Origin of the sequence: Paenibacillus sp. P22 (genome assembly GCF_000469945.2) — a bacterium.
Lineage (GTDB): Bacteria > Bacillota > Bacilli > Paenibacillales > Paenibacillaceae > Paenibacillus_O > Paenibacillus_O humicus.
The window spans coordinates 1-17,141 of sequence record NZ_CBRA020000169.1; the positions used below are offsets into that span (position 1 = coordinate 1).

At 59.3% G+C, this 17,141-nt stretch carries 16 protein-coding genes and 1 pseudogene; 6 read left to right on the forward strand and 11 right to left on the reverse strand.

Annotated elements, in window-relative coordinates:
• The 3 genes from BN871_RS20715 to BN871_RS20720 form a co-directional block, all read right to left on the reverse strand.
• The coding region (locus tag BN871_RS20715; protein ID WP_048748606.1) for an ATP-binding cassette domain-containing protein at positions 1-722 on the reverse strand (722 nt) is incomplete at its 3' end.
• Between the two features lie 101 nt (positions 723-823).
• On the reverse strand, positions 824-967 hold the full coding sequence (locus BN871_RS28600) for a hypothetical protein (protein WP_164762955.1): 144 nt from the start codon (positions 965-967) through the stop codon (positions 824-826).
• Between the two features lie 177 nt (positions 968-1,144).
• The gene (locus BN871_RS20720; RefSeq protein WP_048748607.1) at positions 1,145-1,825 is read right to left on the reverse strand and encodes a DUF1796 family putative cysteine peptidase; all 681 of its coding nucleotides are present in this window, start codon (positions 1,823-1,825) and stop codon (positions 1,145-1,147) included.
• A gap of 218 nt (positions 1,826-2,043) precedes the next feature.
• Here BN871_RS20720 and BN871_RS20725 point away from each other — a divergent pair, with 218 nt between their 5' ends.
• Complete coding sequence (locus tag BN871_RS20725) at positions 2,044-2,574, forward strand: hypothetical protein (protein ID WP_048748608.1); 531 nt, start codon at positions 2,044-2,046, stop codon at positions 2,572-2,574.
• 143 nt (positions 2,575-2,717) lie between these two features.
• On the opposite strand, the gene BN871_RS20730 is transcribed toward BN871_RS20725, so the two are convergent.
• A complete protein-coding gene (locus BN871_RS20730) occupies positions 2,718-3,386 on the reverse strand; it encodes an O-methyltransferase (RefSeq protein WP_021882157.1) in 669 nt (222 codons plus the stop codon).
• 158 nt (positions 3,387-3,544) lie between these two features.
• Between BN871_RS20730 and BN871_RS20735 the strand changes: the two are divergent.
• Positions 3,545-4,449: pseudogene (locus BN871_RS20735) on the forward strand (LysR substrate-binding domain-containing protein).
• Positions 4,430-4,675, forward strand: coding sequence for an Lrp/AsnC ligand binding domain-containing protein (locus tag BN871_RS30340; RefSeq protein ID WP_083436562.1), 246 nt, complete (start codon positions 4,430-4,432; stop codon positions 4,673-4,675). The pseudogene BN871_RS20735 and the gene BN871_RS30340 overlap by 20 nt, the downstream one beginning before the upstream one ends.
• Before the next feature lie 8 nt (positions 4,676-4,683).
• Here BN871_RS30340 and BN871_RS20740 read toward each other — a convergent pair whose 3' ends face one another.
• Complete coding sequence (locus BN871_RS20740; RefSeq protein WP_048748609.1) at positions 4,684-6,135, reverse strand: PLP-dependent aminotransferase family protein; 1,452 nt, start codon at positions 6,133-6,135, stop codon at positions 4,684-4,686.
• Positions 6,136-6,267: 132 nt separating this feature from the next.
• Here BN871_RS20740 and BN871_RS20745 point away from each other — a divergent pair, with 132 nt between their 5' ends.
• Both BN871_RS20745 and BN871_RS20750 read left to right on the forward strand, forming a co-directional pair.
• The gene (locus BN871_RS20745) at positions 6,268-6,900 is read left to right on the forward strand and encodes a LysE/ArgO family amino acid transporter (RefSeq protein WP_048748610.1); all 633 of its coding nucleotides are present in this window, start codon (positions 6,268-6,270) and stop codon (positions 6,898-6,900) included.
• Positions 6,901-7,311: 411 nt separating this feature from the next.
• Positions 7,312-7,743 carry a flavodoxin domain-containing protein gene (locus tag BN871_RS20750; RefSeq protein WP_048748611.1) on the forward strand — a complete coding sequence of 144 codons (432 nt, stop codon included), beginning with the start codon at positions 7,312-7,314 and terminating at the stop codon, positions 7,741-7,743.
• 98 nt (positions 7,744-7,841) lie between these two features.
• Here the strand turns inward: BN871_RS20750 and BN871_RS20755 are convergent, their stop codons facing one another.
• On the reverse strand, positions 7,842-8,732 hold the full coding sequence (locus BN871_RS20755; protein WP_048748614.1) for a glycoside hydrolase family 43 protein: 891 nt from the start codon (positions 8,730-8,732) through the stop codon (positions 7,842-7,844).
• Positions 8,733-8,807: 75 nt separating this feature from the next.
• Positions 8,808-11,561 carry a glycoside hydrolase family 2 protein gene (locus BN871_RS20760; protein WP_048748612.1) on the reverse strand — a complete coding sequence of 918 codons (2,754 nt, stop codon included), beginning with the start codon at positions 11,559-11,561 and terminating at the stop codon, positions 8,808-8,810.
• A gap of 137 nt (positions 11,562-11,698) precedes the next feature.
• Here BN871_RS20760 and BN871_RS20765 point away from each other — a divergent pair, with 137 nt between their 5' ends.
• Positions 11,699-12,628 carry a transcriptional regulator gene (locus tag BN871_RS20765; RefSeq protein ID WP_048748613.1) on the forward strand — a complete coding sequence of 310 codons (930 nt, stop codon included), beginning with the start codon at positions 11,699-11,701 and terminating at the stop codon, positions 12,626-12,628.
• 95 nt (positions 12,629-12,723) lie between these two features.
• Here the strand turns inward: BN871_RS20765 and BN871_RS26310 are convergent, their stop codons facing one another.
• The 4 genes from BN871_RS26310 to BN871_RS20785 all read right to left on the reverse strand — a co-directional run bounded on the left by BN871_RS26310 (position 12,724) and on the right by BN871_RS20785 (position 16,964).
• Entirely contained in the window at positions 12,724-13,200 is a 477-nt protein-coding gene (locus tag BN871_RS26310) for a WGxxGxxG family protein (protein WP_021880274.1), read from the reverse strand.
• 246 nt (positions 13,201-13,446) lie between these two features.
• On the reverse strand, positions 13,447-14,247 hold the full coding sequence (locus BN871_RS20775; protein ID WP_021880275.1) for an ABC transporter permease: 801 nt from the start codon (positions 14,245-14,247) through the stop codon (positions 13,447-13,449).
• Positions 14,244-15,251, reverse strand: a complete 1,008-nt coding sequence (locus tag BN871_RS20780; RefSeq protein WP_021880276.1) for an ATP-binding cassette domain-containing protein — start codon at positions 15,249-15,251, stop codon at positions 14,244-14,246. The genes BN871_RS20775 and BN871_RS20780 overlap by 4 nt, the downstream gene beginning before the upstream one ends.
• A 276-nt stretch (positions 15,252-15,527) precedes the next feature.
• Positions 15,528-16,964 (reverse strand): glycosyl hydrolase, encoded by a 1,437-nt coding sequence (locus tag BN871_RS20785; RefSeq protein WP_083436563.1) that lies wholly within the window; start codon positions 16,962-16,964, stop codon positions 15,528-15,530.
• Between the last annotated feature and the right edge of the window lie 177 nt (positions 16,965-17,141).

Below are 17,141 nucleotides of genomic sequence, written 5' to 3' on the forward strand. Positions count from 1 at the left end.
TCGCCGTCCTCCAGCTCGATCATCTTCCGTCCCGACGGCATCACGGAATAGCGGTCATGGGAAGACGATGGACGCGAGCAGCCGGCATACCCTCCGGCAAAAATTGCTCKCCACAGCCACTCCATCCCTTTCAGATCCAGATGGTTGGTCGGCTCGTCCAGCAGCAGCAGATCGGGGCGCGTCACCAGCTGGGAAGCCAGTACGACCCGGGTCTTCTCCCCGCCGGACAAGCTCCCGAGCGTCCGCCCGTCCCGGCTGCGGTCGATCTGCAGGCCGCTTGCGACTTGGTCGATGAATGTATCCATGTCGTATCCGCCTCCCTGCTCGAACATCTCCTGAACCTCGGAATAGCGGACCAGCAGCCGCTCCAGCGCGGAAGATGCCAGGTCAGGATCGGCCATCCGGCTTTCCAGCGCGGCAAGCTCTTCCTTCGCCTTCATCAAGCTGCCGAATCCGCTGGCGAGCACCTCGTACACCGTCATCGATTCGTATGCTTCGGGAATCTGCGGCAAATATCCGATGCGCGCATCCCTGCGCACCGTCAGCATGCCTTCGTCGGCAGGCTCCCGGCCGGATATGAGCTTCAGCAGCGTCGATTTGCCGCTGCCGTTGCGGCCGATCAGGCCGACCTTTTCTCCTTCCTGGATTTGAAAGGATACGCCGTCCAGCACAAGATGGGCCGCGTGGTATTTTCTTACGTTCTGAGCGTTGACGATAATCATATGCATTCATCTCCTGTTAGGGAAGACGCTGCTCCACAGCGCAAAAAAGAGCCGCGGCAGCTGGCCGCGGCTCTTCGGTTCGGCATGGCGATCCGTAGAGGTCAGGGCAGGCGTCTTCTCGCGATTGGGCCGTTCGTACCAGGCAAAATGGACAGAGTTATCCCGTTCGCGGAAAAATCATGCACGATGCCAGCCATGGCAATGGGCAGCCGGCTGACGATGGAATGGGCCGATTCGCGGTTCACCTGCTTCACCTCCTGTAGGGCGGGCTCCTCCATCCATGGGGATTTGCCGCGCGCAGTACTTTTATTGTATCCAGCATCAAGCCGGATTGTACAGGTAGAGTTCGGTTTCAATTTTATTCGACCCGATCAATTTCCTATAGGCTGAAAGCTTAACTTGCCTGCAGACCGCCCGGAGAATCAGTTCAATTTGATGCCGCTTAAAATTCGGTCCCAAAGCGAATCGTCCTTGATGTCATGCGGGACTTCCACAACGCAGACCTGGCTCATTTTCCAATCGGCTTCCTGAATCGTTTTCAGCTCCGCAACCGGATTCAGAACAAGCAGGGTGAATTCTTTGCCCCCAAGCACTCTCGTCAGCGCGGCTTGCATGGCGGCCGCCTGGTCATATTCGGCGTACCACCGGATGAAGAGAGGATGCCGGCTCTGATTCAGGCCCTCCCACAATCTCGCTATGCGCATGTCGAGCTTGGCCTTGTAGGCCGGATACGAGGAGGTCCAGTGCTGGCCCTCGAAAATGGGGAAATCATGGACGGAAATGATATTGTACAGCGCATCCTTGATGAAATAGGACTTGATCAGCGTCTTTTCGACCGGCTCCAAATAAATGGGCTCCCCGTCGTCCAGATAATATTGGGGATAAAAGGTCTCCTCTGCCATGACCAGATGCTCCAGCTTCATGAAATCATGGAAACGATGATCGAACAGCCGGGCCACATCACCGAGCGAGAGCGACACCATCCAGTCGAGCGGCATGGAGAACTTCCTGAGCCCGTGCCTTCTCATGTGAATGGCCGGGGAGCAGGACGATCCCAGACTGACGATCAAGTCATAGCTTTTCATCACCTTTTTCAGCCTCATGTAACCGATCCCTCTCTTCTACTCTTCCTTTCCCTATAAGAATATGCCGGGAGAAAGAGCCGGGATTGGACACGTCAAGCCGGAACGAGTGGAATTATGAACAAAATTGCTTAGGACCCGGCTCCGCCTTCGGACCGATGCTTCAGCCCAGCCAACTCCTCATAATGGGAGAAAGAAAACATCATGCCCGTCAGGATTGAAAAAGGGGGAAGTTCAGAATGGACTACTTGCGGGATTATGCTATGTACGCTTCTGTATTCGGCCTGTTCAGCTTCAGCTGGTTCGGCTGGGCGCAGGAGAATCCGCCCAGGAGCTGGCGCTTATACCTCGGCATCGCTTCGGGCATCGCCATGCTCGTATGCTTGTTCGGCGTTTATTCCAGCATTCGGAATTGGGATGCGCCCTCTGCCTTGAATGAAGCGCGATCATTCCGCGGTTATCTGATTTCGGTCTATGCCGAAGTTCTGCTGGGCGGGGCCGGCGCCCTCTATCTGATCCGTACCCGGAAATCAGCTTACGTGTCGGCTTGGATCTCCTTTGTCGTCGGCATTCATTTCATCGGGCTGGCAGGCGTCTTCAACGACTGGAGCCTGCATGTGCTGGCGGCGCTTCTCGTTGCCGTCTCTGTGGCCGCATCGGTCCTGTCCCGCAGGTTGAAGCTTGCCGTCAGCGCCTTGTCAGGCATCGGCTCCGGCACGGCGCTGTTCGCCTTCGCCGTGCTCGGCATGGTTCGGTTTCTCATGGCTTGATTCCGGCAAACATTCGCGCAAGCAGACCGGCGGCCGCTGCAAGCTGCGGGAATAAGCCCTCGGCTTCGATCCTTCTTGGATCGAAGCCGAGGGCTTTCTTCGATGCAGCTTATAACCGGCTGGCATCCTTGCGGACAATGAGGTCAGCCCTGCACGATCGCCATCGCAAAGCCGTCATAGCCTTTGCGGCCGACAGTCTGGATCGCCGTAGCGGACAGCCTGGCGTCTCCGGCCATCAGGTCGAAGAAGGTCCGGACTCCATGCACCCGCGGATCCGTGCTGTGCCTGTTCACGACATCGCCGCTTCGCACGACGTTGTCGCCGATGATGACGGTGCCCCGACGGGATAATCGCAGCGCCGACTTCAGATAATCCGGGTTGTTCGGCTTGTCGGCATCGATGAAGATGAAATCAAAAGGCTCGATCCCCGCCTTCTCCATCTCCTCCAGACTCGCCCGAGCATCGCCTGTCCGGACCTCCACCTTGGCCTCAAGGCCGGCAAGCGCGATGTTGCGGCGGGCGACGTCCGCATGGCGAGGATCCAGCTCGAGGCTGACGGCCGTTCCGTCCTGTGGAAGGCCTCGCGCCATCCAGATCGTGCTGTACGCTCCAAGTGTTCCGATCTCCAGGATGCGCTTCGCTCCCTTCATCCGAACGAGCAGCTGCAGCAGCTTGCCTTGAGCGGCGGTCACGTCGATCTCCGGCAGCCCTTCCCTGCGATTGGCTGCGAGCACCTCGCTCAATACGCCATCCGCCTCGATCAGGCGGTCCTCGATATAATCGTCCACTTGCGTCCAGATCGGAATCATCATGAATCACTCCTTCAGCGAAGTAGCCGAGCGGCCTCGGCTCTTGACTTCACTATATTCGAAATGAAAATATAAATATAATATATGTTATTCGGTGAATGATACATTTTATTTATAAATAGAAAATCGAAAAGCGACTCCCGAGCAAAGGAGAATGAACGATGAACCTGCATGCCCTTCGCCTGTTCCATGCCGTCGCTTCCTCCGGCAGCGTAACCCGGGCGGCCGAGCAGCTGAGCATCAGCCAGCCGGCCATTACAGCCCAGATCAAAAAGTTTGAGAAGGAGCTTGCCCTGCCGCTGCTGCAGCCGGATGGAAGGGGAATACGGCTCACGGACGCCGGCCGACAGGTGAAAGAGCTGGCGGACCGCCTCTTTGCCGTCGAGAGGCAGATCGAGACGCTGGCGGAGCAGTACGGACGAGGCGATCAAGGACGGCTTTCGCTGGCGGCGACCTATTTGCCCGCGAACTTCCTGCTGCCCGCCTGGCTCGCCAAATTCAAGCAGAAGCACGAACGCGTGGAAATGAGCGTGACGACGACCAACTCCAGCGGAGCGCTGCGGCTGCTGCAGCGGATGGAAGCCGATCTCGCCTTATACGGCGGGCTGCCGGAGGAGCATCCCGATACGATTCAAGCCGAGGAGCTGTTCCAGGACGAGCTGTGGTTCGTAGTCGCCCCGACGCATCGGCATGCCGGCGGCTCGATCGGCCTCGATGACATGATGAGAGAGCCTTCATCATGCGGGAGGAGGGCAGCTCCACGAGAGAAAGGCTGTTCTCCCTCTGCCGGACCTATAATGTCCCTTCCCCCCGGATCGCTCTCCAATTCAACGGCCTCCATGAAGCGATCAGCGCCGTCATCGCCGGTTACGGCGCCAGCTTCGTGTCCTCGCTCGTCGTCCGGGACGAGGTGCGCCGGGGCGAGCTGAGCCGCGTGCACGTGGAGGGAGTCAATCTGAGGAACAGCATTGCGATCTGTACCCGCCGAGGAGAAAACTTGTCTCCGGCAGCCTCCAATCTCGTCGACTTGATTCGTGAGAGCCGCGATGGGATGGGGAGCGGGTAGCCCTGGTCGGGTTCTAGCTAATCCATCCGCCCCTTCCGATCTCCTCCAGGATGGTGTTCGTTCAGAAGCTGTCCATCCTGCTGGCGAAGTCCGGCACGAATCGCCGGATGTCGCGGAGATGCATCAGCTGAGCGGCCCATACAACTTCATGCTCAAGGTCCAGACGAGGTCGATGGCTTCCTTGGAAGCTTTCCAACTTGGCAGCAGCACGCTGATGCGAGCCTGAGCGGGCCATCACGGAGCTGTCAACGATCGGATCAGGCTGGACAATACCGCCAAGCCTTCCCTCAGCTGGCTCAAGGAAGCAAAGGAATAGGACAGCCTCAAATGCTGCCGGTCCTCCCGGTCGTAGATGCTGCCCGGGTTGAGCAGCACTCCGGCTTGCAGCGCAGTCTCGAAAAGGCGCCGCATGTCCAAGGGCTTGCGCAGCCGCAGCCAGATATAGAATCCGCCCCGCGGCATCGTCCAATCCGCCAGATCGGAGAAGGAGGCCTCCAGGGCTTCCAGAGCGATCCCCCTGCGCTCCCGCAGCTTTCCGCGCAGGAAGGACAAATGCTCTTCATGACAGCCGGTCGCCAGCCATTCCGCGACGGCATGCTGCGAAAGGGTGCTGGAGCCATAGTCCGTCTGCATCTTGATATCGGCCAAGCGCTCGATGACGGGCTCGGGTCCGGCAATCCAGCCGATGCGCAGCCCCGGTCCCAGCGATTTGGACATGCTCCCCATATGCAGCACAAGTCCCTGGCTGTCCAGCGATTTAAGCGGAGACGGAGGCGGCTCGTCCAGCCACAGATCCCCGTAGGCATCGTCCTCGACGACCGGAAGCCGCGCCTCCCCGCAAGCCTGCATCAAGCTTTCCCTGCGCTTCAGCGTCATCACGCCGCCAGTCGGATTGCGGTAAGTAGGATTCGTGTAAAGCAAGGAAGCTCCGTGCTGGCGCATCAGTCTCCCGACGGCATCCGGGCGGATGCCGTCCCCGTCCATAGGGACGGTTCTAAGCTCCATGCCTGCGGACTGGAAGACATGGACGGAATTCAAGTAGGTCGGATTTTCGGCTAAAATCACGGAACCCGGGCGCAGCAGCCCGAGCGAGATCAGCTGAAGGCCTTGGAGCGCCCCCGACACGATCAGAATGGAAGACGGCGAGGCTGAGATCCCTTTTCGCTGCAAATACGAGCTTAAAGCCTCCCTCAAGGGATAGCTGCCTTTCGGCTCCGGATATCCCAGGCTGAGCGGTCCGGAGACGCTGCCCGCCAGCAGCTCCGCGATCCGAGTGGACGGCAGCAGCTCCGGCGACAGTTCTCCGGTTCCGAGGCGGATCAGGCTGGGATCCGGCTCGGCTTCATTGATCCGCCGGATCAGGGACAGGTTGGGCCGGTAGGCGCCGGAGCTCACATAGCGGCCCCAATCGGGCTGCCGGGTGCCGGCAAGCAGATTCCAGGTGCTGTTCGCCACGACCGTTCCCCGGCCGACGGCGGATTCGACCAGCCCGTCAGCCGCCAGCTCGCCCAACGCATGGACCACCGTGCTGCGGTTGACCGCCAACGCCGCTGCCAGCTCTCTCTGGGAAGGAATCCTCATCCCGACCGGCCATTCGCCGCTTCTGATCTTTCCTTTCACGAAATCATAGATCTGCTGGTGGAGCGGCCCGGCCTCGCGCTTTTCCAGCTTCCATTTCTCGGTCATGAATGCCCCCGCTCCCCATCCGTTTCGGTGGAGACATTATACCAATTGGTTGGCTCTGCCGCCAACCGATTGGATGGAGACTCCCGGCCGGATTGCTCTTACAATGGCTATACCAACCATCGGGAGGATCATATGCTGACTGCAGCCATTCACGGATTTCTGCTGGCGCTGGGGCTCATTCTGCCCTTAGGGCCGCAAAATGTGTTCATTTTCAATCAAGGAGCCTCTCAAGCCCGGTTCGCCCGCGCGCTGCCCGCCATCATCGCCGCCGGACTATGCGACACGCTGCTCATTCTGCTCGCCGTATGGGGTGTCTCCGTCATTATCTTCGACAATCAGGAAATCAAGCTCATCCTTTATCTCGCCGGCATTTGCTTCCTGATGTATATGGGCGCCGCCTCCTGGAGAACCAGGCCCGCCGTCCCGGGCACGGCAGCCGGCGGCGCCATGTCGGCCAAAAAGCAGATGGCCTTCGCCGCATCGGTCTCGCTTCTGAACCCGCATGCCTTGCTCGACACTGTCGGCGTCGTCGGCACGAGCTCGCTCGGCTACGCCGGTTATGAGAAGGCCGCCTTCACGATCGTCTGCGCGGCCGTCTCCTGGCTCTGGTTCATCGGCCTGGGCGTTGCCGGCAAATCGGCGGTAAAGCTCGATTCATCCGGACGAATGCGGACGGGGATCAACCGTATTTCCGCGCTGATGATGTGGGGAACGGCCGTTTATCTCGGCTGCGTTCTGCTCGCAGAACGATCGGGCACGGCTTGACAGTCGCTCGATGACGGCGAAAGGATTTGATGGCGTTCGCCCATCACGCGGTCAACCGCCGGCAGCCGTCAAGAAGGATATTTCAACGTTCGGCCGGATGAATTTCATCTGATTCGCCCGGCGGGATTGGATCGGCCTAAGGCTGCATTCGAATTTCATCCTGCATTCGCAGCGCTTGTCCCTCTGGACGAGCGCTTTTATTTTCGCTATCCGGAGCCATTAATGGCCGTCATTCCGCATTCATTGCTTTCCTCTGCTAACTCTTCCGCAAAGATGTTCGACAATCAAGAATCTCGATAGATGAAATTTCTGTTTGAATGGAGTAAAATAAGAACAGCGATTCACAGGTGAAGGAACGAATAAAGGAAATCCGTTTGAGATGAAAATAAACGATATTAAGGGGAGAAGATTATGGCAACAATCGTTCTGTACGCGACCAAAACCGGAGCCGTCAAGCAGTGCGCCAACGTATTGGCGGAAGAGCTTCCCGGCAGCACCCTGTGCAATATTGAGACCGAAAAACCGGATCTGGCCGCCTTTGATTCCGTTATCGTAGGAGCTGGAGTAAGAGACGGCAAAATCTATAAGCCGATCCGGGACTACATCAAAAAAAACAAAGACGAGCTGCTCGGCAAGCGTACCGGTTATTTCATCTGCAATGAAAAGCCGAAAAAGACGGAAGAAATCATCGAGGCGAACTTCTCGGAGGATTTAAGGCAGGCGGCCGTAGGCATCGAATCGTTCGGAGGCTACAAATCCTATGCCGCGCCGGCGGAAGGCGCCGACCAGCTCAAGGGCATTTTCGTGGACAGGATCAAGGCTTTTTCCGACCATTTCAAATGAAGAAAACAGACAATTGAAAAACCGGCCGCGGTCTCGAAAGACGCGGCCGGCTTTTTCGGCTGCTTTCTTTTTTTATCCCATCCGGAGCTCATTCCTGCCTACCAGGCATCCGTCATGACGACAGGACGGATGATGCCGTTCTCCACCTGCATCCGGTCGATGCAAAGGATGCGGCTGCCGGGATCGCGGTCGCCGATGATCCGGCGATGGTACACGATCAGCCATTCATCCTCTTCCGGCAGATGCAGATAACCGTGATGGCCCGGACCTTCGGCGATCGGCGGCTGGCTCTCCAGGATGGTTCCCTTGTTCTCGAACGGTCCCAGCGGACTTCCGCTGGTGCCGTATGCGACACAGTAAGTTCCGTTGGTCCAGCCGCCCATCGACCACATCAGATAATAGAGGCCGTCCTTCTTCAGCATGCAGGGTCCCTCCACATACCCGGGCGGCGTGACGGAGAGAATCTCCTCCCCGCCCTCAAGCGGCTCGAAGCCGGTCATGTCCCTCTTCATGCGGGCCGCGTTGCAATGCTTCCAGCCGCCATAATAGAGATAGACCTCTCCATCGTCGTCCTTGAACAGATGAGCGTCGATCAGCTGGGCGCTGTGAACGAAGCGGTCTACGAGCGGACGGCCCAGATACGCCCGGAACGGGCCTGCCGGAGTATCAGCGACCGCTATCTCCAGGCCCCCGATCTCCTCGTCCGACTGGATGTCGTTGCCGGCGAAGACCAGGTAGTACCTCCCGCCGCGCTCGATGACCGTCGGAGCCCAGACTGCTCTCCAGATGTGCGGAAAATCCCCCATCTCGACGATGCCTTCATGCTTCTCCCAATGGATCAGATCGTCGGAGCTGAATGCATCCAGATTCATCTGATCGGTATAGGCTGTAAAAGAACGGGTCGCATAAATCCAAAACTTCCCTTCATAGGTCCGGGCTTCCGGATCGGCATAATAGCCCGGTACGATCGGATTCACGATTCCTCTCATGCTCTTCTCCTCCTTCAACGGGACATCCCCTCCGCATGGGGAATGCCCCTTCAGGTTCATAGGCTGCCGATGCTCTCAACGATAGCGCACAACCAGGTCCACCGGATATCGGCCCGCGTTGCGGCCGTACAGGGCGAGGCAGCCTTCCGAAGCCCTCAGCTCCAGCTTGAACCGGCGCGTCGTATCCAGCTTGGCGGTCAGGCTCGGCGGCAGGGAAGCCCGGCACAGATAGCCGTAGGAACCGGCTTCATTCAGCTTGTTCGCCGCAGGCTGGTAATGCCAGGAGAGAATGCCGCGCGCGTCGGCGGGATCGTCCGGCAGCACGAAGCTGGCCGCCCTCTCGCCGTCGATCAGCACCTCGACCCGGGATTCGTGCTTATGCTCTCCCGTCATCGGATATGTGTTCCTGTTCCATTCGGAATCCGCCGAGTCCCCATGCATATAGTTGATGTCCTTCCGCTGCTCCTTGTCGACTCCATAGTTGCGGGCGAGCAGCCGCTTGGAGCTGGCTTCGAACCAGATGTCCACGTCCGTGATCAAGGCCTGCTCTCCGGCATCCGGCAGCACCGCCTCGAATACGAACGAGCCTTCCTTGCCGCCGTTCTGCTTGTGCCCGCCGATCGCCTCCCATTGATGCGCGAAGCTGTGTTCGGAGAACGAGCCGACCGGAATGCTGAGCATGCCGCCATCCGCTCCGTATTCTCCGCCCGGCTGCCCGCTCCGCACGTCGAACGCAGTGAAGTTCCGCGTCACGACCTTCCCTTGGCCGTCCACTAGACGAAGGCTGAGAATCGCCAGCGCGTCGCGCTGCGGCATCGTCAGCACGAGAGGCTGCAGCGGGGACGTTCCGTAGCCGTCCCAGTCCAGCTGGACAACACCGCTGCTCTCGACGCGGCGGACCCCCAGCTCGTCGTAGGCAAGCTCCCATTCCAGCGTCAGCCTCTCGCCGTGATAGCGGTCCGAGAAGCTGGATCGAAGCAGCGGAACCGCTGCCTCGGCTCCGGCATCCGTCGTCACGCACGGGGCCGCATCCACGACGATGAAATCCGCCGAGTGCAGGTCGCGCAGCGTCATGCCGGGCACGATGCCGTCATAGCCGAAGTCTTTGGCCGAGCCGTCCAGCCGGTAATAGCCGTTGAATTCGTTGGTCACGTCCCTGAACTCCGTGAAGACGAATCCGCAGAGCTTGTCGTGGCGCCGGAACTCATTGAGCATATACCGGTAATGCCAGGCCAGGTCGCTGTCGCCCGCTCCTCCTTCGATGCCCCATACGTTGCCGCATTCGCTGTTCATCAGCGGCGCGTCCGACTGCTTGTTGCCTCCGATATAGTTCAGCTCCGAGCCCGGGAAGGTGCCGGAGACGACATGCTCCAGGTGGTCGCGCAGCTGCTGGTAGCCGTTGATGTAGAAATGCCAGGTGTTGATGTCCGATTCCACATGGTCCCAGTTGCACGGGGAGTTGTCCTCCACGATGCGCGTCGGATCGATGCTCTTGGCCCACCGGTACCGATCCCTGACCCACTCCTGCGTCTCGGGAAGGTACAGCTGCTGCTGCGCCGAATCTCCCGTCACGGATACTGTCCTGCTGTCCGTTTTCAGCCCCCAGGTTTCGTTGAACATGACCCACGAGAAGATGGACGGATGATTGCAATCCCTCTGGATCGTCTCCAGCGCTTCGCGATCATACGACGCCCGCGCCGTCTCGTCCGGATCGCCCCAGAAGCAGGGCATATCCTCCATGACGAGAATGCCCAGCTTGTCGGCCCAATACAGCTTGCGGGGCTCCTCCGGCTTGATGTGGATCCGGACGAAGTTGAGGCCAAGGCGCTTCATCATGTAGATCTCATCGCGCATGTCCTCATCGCTTGGATAGGTGAAGTAGCCGGTCTTGTGATAGGCCTGATCCAGCGTTCCGTTCAAATAGACCGGCTTGCCGTTCAGCGTCAGCCAGCGGTAGCCGCGCTCGCCGAACCGGGCCGAACCGATCTCGCGGATGCCGAAATAGGTGGACACCCTGTCCTCTCCGGAAAGGGAGGTCAAGGTGACGGCTCCTTCATACAGATGAGGCGTGTCCGGGCTCCACAGCTGCGGCTCCGCTACCTGGAAGGACGCCGCGATTTCATTGTCGCCCGCCTTCAGCTGATGAACCGATTGCGCCGCGACGGAGCCCTCCCCGAAATCAAACGCCAGCCGCGCTTCGCCATCCCGCGCGGCGCTGATCCGCGCGCTGATCTCCACGCGTCCATCTATGAAAGTATGGAACTTCGCATGCTGGATATAAGCCTCGGGACGGGCTTCGAGCCAGACCGTCTGCCAGATGCCGCGGATTTCCCCATAGCCCTGCTTGCCTCTGGCCTGGTAGGTATGATCCTCATCCTGCGCGCGCACGACGATCACGTTCTCTTCCGCCGTCTTCCAAGCCGATGTCACATCGAACTCGAACGTGCCGTATCCGCCTTGATGGGAACCGGCATGCGTTCCGTTCACCCAGACCTCGCAATCGTAATCGACGGCGCCGAAGCGGAGGAACACGAGCGAGCCTGCCTCCGAGGGAGCCCAGCTCACGGTTCGGCGATACCAGCCCGTTCCCTTTACATTTTCTCCGACTCCCGATAGAGGACTCGACCATGAAAACGGTACCACAATGGTGGAGCCGAAATGGCTTTCCTCCTTGAGCTGCCAGGCTTCCGATGCTCCTATGCTTTCCTGATCCAGGCGAAACGACCAGGAGCCGTTGAGATTGAGCCAATCCGTTCTCTCCCAATCCGGGCGGGGATATTCGGGACGGGGATTAAGAAGGCCCGCATGAGCGGTTAAGGAATCAAGCATTCGGCACACACCTTTCAAATGGGAATTGCCCCCATTCTAACAGGTATATATTAATTAGGCAATGTACATTATGATTTTACAATATACTGAATTCCTTGTAGACTGAAGCTATTCATTTATGCAAAGGAAGCGTTGACATGAGCGAAACCAAACAGGAACTGATCCGCTTTCCCGCTTCCCGGATGATCGATGTGGCCAAGGCTCTGTCCAGCGATGTCCGCCTTCGCATTCTGGAGGCGCTCGGGGAGAAGCCGATGAGCGTCAGCCAGTTGGCGGAGGTGCTCGGTGCGGCTCAGCCGACCATATCCATCAACGTCCAGACGCTGGAGCAGGCCGAGCTGATCTCCTGCCGCCAAGGCTCTGCCCGGGAGAAGATCTGCTCCGTCAATTACCGCTCCATCCTGCTGGAGATGCCTGCCAGAGCCGGCGACGCCCTGCACCGGACGGAGCAGATCCGCATGCCGATCGGCATGTTCTCCGCCTGCTCGATCCAGCCGCCCTGCGGCATGGCTTCGCGCGACGGCTCCGGAATCGGATCGCCGGACGACCCGAGGGTTTTCTACATGCCGGACCGCATTCACGCCTCGGTGGTATGGTTCTCCGGCAGCGGGAGCCTGGAATACCGCTTCGCCAATCCGATGCCGCCCGGCACCGAGCTGGAGGAAATCAGCCTGACGGCGGAGCTGTGCTCCGAGGCGCCGGGCTTCCGCGAAGACTGGCCGTCGGACATATCGCTCTACATGAATGATCGGCTTGTCGGAACCTGGACGAGTCCGGGTGATTTCGGCGACCGAAAAGGCCGGTTTACGCCGGAAAAATGGCGGGGTAATACCGAGTATGGCCTGCTGACGGAATGGAAAGTAACCCGGACGGGAAGCCTGATCAATGGAGCTTCTTGCGGAGACCTTTCCATCGATGCGCTGGGGCTTTCCTTCAGCGAGCCCGTCCGCGTCCGCTTCGAGATCGCCGAGGATGCCGCCAACCCCCGCGGCTTGAACCTGTTCGGCTCGGATTTCGGAGACCACGCCCAGGACATCGTTCTTTCCTTTACAAGAAAGGCGGAGTAGGCGGGCTCCTTAAAATGGCCTCTTCGCATCCCCCCTCTTTTTTGTCCAGAGCGGTGCAAAAAGGGCCGCAGCGTCGCTGCGGCCCTTACGTTTGATTAATGGCGTTCCGGATTGCGGCTTCTCATACCCGCAAGGCCGAACAGGCCGAGCAAGCCGAGCCAGCCCCAGTTGGAGCCTTTGCCCGTTGCGGCTTTGGCCGTGTAGCTGTTGGCGGCCATGCCGTTCTTGTTGTAGCTGTTGGTCCGGTAGCCGTTGTAGCTGTTGGTCCGATAGTCGTCCATGCGGGTACCGTCCAATCCGGTTCCATACGAGGAGACGCCATTCATTCCATAGCCGGTGCGGTTCATGCCTGTGCCGTATGTGCTGCTTGGATAGCTTGGAACGACATTCATGCCGACACCGTTCGTGCCGGCGCTTTTCATGCCATATCCACTCATGCTTGCATTGTAGTGCTCGGCATTCATTCCCCGTTCCATATTGCGCATCATGTCGTTGTTGTTGGCGAATGCCGGACTTGCGATCGTTCCGGCGATGCCGGCTGCAGCTACGATTGTAAGAGCGAGCTTTTTCATTGGTTGGCCTCCATTTGGTCATATAATTGCGAACACAAATAGGTTGCCCGCCGCAAAAGCCGCTATGCATGGGTAATACCGGGATGCCCGCTGTCGCAGCCGCAGACGCTGCGGCCACTAGCGGCTCTCGAGACATTGAATCCATGGCAAGCAAAAAACCGCCCCGATGAAAGGCGGTTTTTTCATCCAAGGATTGACGAGCCTTCCGGCAGCCGGATTCGTTATGCCGTGCTGCAGCTCGGCAGCCTATGTCCTCCTCATATACGCCCGGACGGTAATCGGGGCGAAAACAGCGACGATGACAGCCGCGCCAATGAGCGACAAGCTCAGATCCCAGCCCACGGTTCCATCGTTGGCCAACTGCCTCACCGCGCTGACAAGATGGGTGATCGGATTGATCTTAACGAAAAATTGAAGCCAATTCGGCATCGTGTCGACCGGCACGAAAGCGTTGGACAAGAAGGTGAGCGGGAACAGCACGAGCATCGAAATGCCTTGCACGCTGGATGCGGTGCGCGCGATGACGCCGAAGAAAGCAAAGATCCAGCTGATCGCCCAGGCACAGGCAATGACCAGCAGAGCGGCCAAAACGACATTCCCGAAGCCGCCTTCCGGCCTGTAGCCCATGATGAAGCCCATGGTGAAGGTAAGGACGGTTGCGATCGTATAGCGGATCGTATCCGCGAGCAGGGCTCCCGCCAGCGGCGCGATGCGCGCGATCGGCAGCGATTTGAAGCGGTCGAATACACCCTTGTCCATATCCTCCCTGAGCTGAACGCCTGTGACGACCGAGGTCCCGATGACCGTCTGCACGAGGATGCCCGGAATGATGATCGGCAGATAGCTCGCCACATCGCCCGAGATGGCGCCTCCGAAAATATACGTGAACATCAAGGTGAAGATAATCGGCTGAAGCGTGACGTCGAACAACTGCTCCGGCGTTCGCTTGATTTTCAATAAGCCGCGGTATGCCATCGTCAGCGAATTGCGGATCGTTTGGCCGAAGCTCGTATGGTTCTTGAGCGTGCGTGCGGTCGGCTGGCTCATGCCGTAACCTCCTTAGCCGAAGCGGCTTCCGCTTCGTGATTGACCCCTTGGCCTGTAATCGTCAAGAACACCTCGTCGAGCGTCGGTTTCTGCACGCTCATCTCCGACAGGGAAATCCCCTCCGCGCGAAGCGCGATGAGCAAGTCGGTGATGGCATCGGCATCGGCCATCGGCGCCGTGATTTTGCCGGCTTCGGACGACACGCTCGACTGTGCCCCCAGCACCTGCTCCACCAGGCGCCGGGCATTTCCGATGTCGCGGGGCTCGCTTACTCTCAAATGCAGCGAAGAAGTCCCGACCGAAGCTTTCAGCTCGTCTACGGTGCCTTCGGCGACGACATGGCCCCTGTCGATGACCGCGATCCGGTCGGCCAGCTGATCCGCCTCGTCGAGGTATTGCGTCGTAAGCAGTACAGTCGATCCCGTGTTCACGAGGCGGCGGATCGTCTCCCACATCTGCGAGCGGGTGCGCGGGTCCAGACCGGTCGTCGGTTCATCCAGGAAGATGAGCGGCGGCTGCGCGATGAGGCTTGCCGCCAGGTCCAGCCGCCTCCGCATGCCGCCGGAGAAGTTTTTAAGCGGCCTCCTGGCGGCTTCCGATAAGCCGAATTCCTCCAGCAGCTCCTCGGCCTTGCGCTTCGCCTCCTTGCGTCCCAGTCCGAGCAAGCGGGAGAAGATGACGAGGTTCTCCGTCGCGCTGAGCGACTCGTCGACCGACGCGTACTGGCCGGTCACCCCGATCAGCTGCCGCACGATCTGCGATTCCTTCACCGTATCGCGGCCGAATATTTTCGCCGATCCGGCATCAGCCTTCAGCAGCGTGGCCAGCATTCGGATCGTCGTCGTTTTGCCCGCTCCGTTCGGGCCCAGCACGCCATAGATCGAGCCGGCCCGCACGTTCAGATCCACCCCGTCGACGGCGCGGTTGTCGCCGAAGGTTTTGACGAGGCCCCTTGCCTCGACAGCCCACTCGCCTTTGGGCTCTTTCGCCTGAATATGATTCACGTAAGTTCCTCCTCGTCATGATTCTCCATGAAGAATAGAACATCTATGTGAACTGAATGTGAACCGGGAGCGGAATGGGAACATGCTGGATGACAAGGGGAAAAACGGGCCGATCAAGATTCCGGGCGCAGGAGCCTTGCAAAGCATCCTGCATGAAAAAGCCCCTGCCGGGCATGAGCTCCCGCACGAAAAAGCCCCTGCCGGGCATGAGCTCAAGCAGGGGCTTGGCATCGGTTCAGGCATAAGCGCACATGGCCGATCGATGCTTACTTCAACCTATCCGTTCTTATTCCAAGGCAGCTCGTCGAGCGTGACGACTCTCTCATCCGCATATACCTTCCGAAGGAATTCCGGACTGTTGTGCCTGCCGTCCCGGAGAAACTCTCCGGTCCAGGTGCAGAACCAGCTCCAGAGCGCTCCATACATCTTCATCTGATCCGGATCGGGAATGGCGCCGTTTTCCGCCAGCGCGACCAGCTTATGGCCGCCGCTCAGCCGGACAAGCCTCTCAAACCTCGCGTTCACCGCGCCATGGTCGCCGGGCTCAGGATAATGATCGACGCTGACGATATCGACGACATCGTCCCCGGGGTACCACTGAGGATCCTCTGAGTTCCACACCCAGATCAGGTTGTCGAAGCCATGCTCGATCGCCAGCTTGTCATATAGGAGCCGATACAGCTTTTTGGCCGGTTCAGCGCCCTTCGCCCCCCACCAGAACCAGCCTCCCTCCGCTTCATGGAGCGGACGCCATAACACCGGAACCTTCGCGTCGTACAGCCGCTGCAGCTGGACAGCGACAGCCTCGATGTCGCTCAGGAGCAGCTTATGCTCCTCCGACTGCGGATCGTCCATCGCCTTCTCCACGTCGAAGGCCGTGGCCCGCGTATAGAAGCCGCTCCACCATTCTTTGCCCGGCTCGTCAATCAGGTCCTTGGGCGCGTTCCAATGCCAGCACAGCGTCGCGATGCCGCCCTTGGCATGCCAGTCGAGCATGTGCTCGATCTCCTGCGACTGGGCTCCCCGCTGGACGCGGGAGGGCGAATACTCGATCAGGTCGAAGCCCATCACCGCCGGCTCCTTGCCCGTAAGCTCATAGATCCAGCCCAGATTCTTGTATTCCTGCTGGCCGGACAAGGTCGCCTTGCCGAAGCTGTCCGCCAGATAGCGCATCAGCCGCTTCGCCTCGGGCGTTGCGTTTTTGTTGACCATGCTGCCGTCCAATTCAGGCGCTTCCACCGGCTTCGTCTCCTTGTAGGTCAAATAATCGATGTCATAGTAGCCCCATCCGCGAGAGAGCACGATCCGGTTTTCTCCTTGACGCAGAAACGCCTTTCCTGCGGATGTTTCGGTAAACTCGCCGCTCTGCTTCAATACGAGTTCACCGAGAGGCTCTCCGTTCAAGCCCAGATTCGTCCTTTTGTCGCCGCTCTCCGAACGGTAGCCGAGCCGGATCTCGTAGAGTCCGGACTTCGGCGCCTCCAGCTTGAATACGACGGCATCGCCTTCGGCGACGAAGCCGGCGACATAGCCGGTGCCGGAATATCCGGCGGCATCCGTTCCGATGGACGGACCTGCCAGCTCGCCGTCCTCCGCTTCCAGACGAATCTCCGCAGGCTCCCGTTCGCGAAGCAGCCCGTTGAACAACGGCGCCGCTCCGCCGACCAGCAGCAGCGCAGAGGCGGCCAGCAAAAGGCGAAGCTTCTTGTTCATCCCTACTCCTCCCCGGCTGCGGTCATCCAATGATGCCTGAGCGCTCGATGCTTTCCACAAAGTAGCGCTGCACGGCCAGATACAGCAGGATGAGCGGCGCGATAGCCAGCAGAATGCCCGTGTCGACGATCATGGCGACATGGTTCGGTCCGATTTGATGCCGGAGTTGGACGCATA